We start from the raw sequence: 2,138 nt of genomic DNA on the forward strand, positions 1-2,138 counted from the left end.
GGTGGCGGGCCTGGTAGCCCGGATAGGCGTGGCTGAACTTGGCGACGAAGTAGGGGCGTTCGGGTCTCGGCCTTGCCAGTTCGAGCCGCTGTTCCTCGGACATCTTGTGCCAGAGCGGGGTGTCGTAGAGGGAGAGCAGCTCCGGCGGCCAGAACCACTTGCCCTCCTCGACGGGCGCCTCCCAGTCGAGCTCCTTGTCGGGGTTGAAGGAATGCTTGGCAGAGGACTCGAGCAGCCGCTCGGCGACCTGTTCGCGGTCCCGGAGCTGGCCGAGTGCGTCGCGGAGCAGCTGCACATCGCGGTCGGTCACGCTCGTCATGGCGGATGGCACCTCGCTAGTTGGCATCGGGTCCGGAAATCGCCCCCGGGCAGACGGATGCCCGGGGGACACCTTATGAGACTCCATGTCAGTAAGGTCGTCAATCCCTTACACGCGATGAGCTGGCGGGCCTGGCCGCGGACAGGGGCCGTGTGGCGGGCGCAGGCTGAGCTGGACCTGTATCTGGCCGAGGACGCGGGTCGGTATGGCGGCCGCGGTTCCCCTCCGAGGAATCCCAGGTAGTTGCGGGGGGCGTTTCGTAGCGGTGGTTGTGTCTGCGGTGGCCGGTCTGGCAGCACGTGGTGCGTTGATGGCTCATCTGCGGCGGTCGAGTCGTTTGCTGGAGTCGATGTCTTTGCGGGTGATGCGGACGCCGATGCGTTTGGCGCGTAACCATCTGTGCAGGGGGATGTCGTAGGCCTTGTCGGCGTGCAGGCGTTGGGGTTTGAAGTGGCGTCCGGGGTGGGGGTCGTGTCTCGTTTGGTGACCTGCCACCATGGGCTTCAGTGCGAGGTTGTCGTGGACATTGGCTGCGGAGACGCCAACGAGGTGGGGCAGTCCGTTCGCGTCCGACGGGACGTGCATCGTGGAACCCGGTTTGCCCCGGTCCACGGGGTTCGGGGCCTGTGTGCGCCCCCCTCTTTTTGGCCATGATGTGGGTGGAGTCGAGGACGACGCGGGAGAGGTCGATCAGGCCGGCGTCGTCGAGGTGGTGCAGGACCGCTTCATGAAGGCGGCCCCATACGCCGGCTCTGGACCAGATCAGGAACCGGCGATGCGCGGTCGACTTCGACCTCCCGAAGCACGGCGGCAAGTCCCGCCAAGCGCAGCCGCTGACCAACACATAGATGATCGCCGCGAACAGCGTCTCATCAGACGTGTCCTGCGTCCCGCCGCCCTGCGGCCGCACCTTCGACGGCGGGGTCAGCGGCTCCGTAATCTCCCACAGCCAGGGTCGTTGCCAGTCCGCCGGACGTGACGGGTTCCAGTCCTCGTCACGGCCTCCAGCGCCGCCTTCCACTCGGGGTGGTAGTCCAGCGCCCCTGGCCGCCTCAAATTCGAAAGCCACTGGCCCACCGGCCGGTCCCGTTGCGGGGCGCGCACAGCGTCCAGTGCTTCTGCGACCCACTGCCCAAGGGGACACGCCCCCTCCCGGTCTCCGTACGGGACTCGGGCGTCAAGGTCACGCACGGTGAACTTCTTGAGCGCTGCCCAGCCGCGCGCCCAGTCCTACTTCTCCGTGTCAATCATGTTGAAGCTGACCCAGTCCGCGACGATCACCGGACCTCTGGGGGCCGCGAAACGGAGCCACAGGCTGGATTCTTCCTCGCCTTCCTCGGGCGGCGGGCCGATGTACTCGGACGGCTGCGCAACGTCTTTCCGCTGCTCCGGGGGGATCGCCAGCAATTCGATCGCCTCTTCATCATGAGCGCGCAAACCTTCCGACACCTTCATCAACGGGCGATACGACTCCGAGGTGAGCATGTCCTCCGGCTTTTCCCCGGACTGGAGAAATAACGGGCACGATCAGAGAGGGGAGCTTCCCCTGTCCCCCTTCTGCCGCAGGGCGGGCCGATGGCCTGGACGATGTCGTGCGGCGTGCCCTTGGGGCCCAGCAGGGCGACGCTGTCCACGCTTCTGGTGTCGACGCCCTCACTCAGGACACGACAGTTCGAGAGCATGGCCCGCTGCGTCGTGGTGCCGAACGAGCCCTGGACTTCCCGCCAGGAGTCGGGCACGTACTGGATGACCACCGCCCAGGTGATCGAGATCGGCCCCGGCAACAAGGCGCAGATGCTCCACCGCGACCTGGAGAACT

General features: G+C 66.5%; 2 protein-coding genes and 1 pseudogene. All 3 read right to left on the reverse strand.

All coding sequences use genetic code 11. The features are described from left to right. Positions 1–319, reverse strand: a 319-nt coding sequence (locus ABZ070_RS37010) for a diiron oxygenase (RefSeq protein WP_356640564.1), incomplete at its 3' end; no start/stop codon positions are given. Positions 320–543: 224 nt separating this feature from the next. Next, positions 544–1,268: pseudogene (locus tag ABZ070_RS37015) on the reverse strand (IS5 family transposase); the annotation flags it as partial. A gap of 281 nt (positions 1,269–1,549) precedes the next feature. Then, on the reverse strand, positions 1,550–1,804 hold the full coding sequence (locus tag ABZ070_RS37020; RefSeq protein ID WP_356640566.1) for a hypothetical protein: 255 nt from the start codon (positions 1,802–1,804) through the stop codon (positions 1,550–1,552). Positions 1,805–2,138 lie beyond the last annotated feature (334 nt).

The sequence above is a fragment of the Streptomyces sp. NPDC006283 genome, from assembly GCF_040613325.1.
GTDB lineage: Bacteria > Actinomycetota > Actinomycetes > Streptomycetales > Streptomycetaceae > Streptomyces.

Bases quoted from the DNA above. Each gene is read 5' to 3' on its own strand.
- ABZ070_RS37020 (WP_356640566.1), bottom strand. From the start codon at position 1,804: ATGCTCACCTCGGAGTCGTATCGCCCGTTGATGAAGGTGTCGGAAGGT.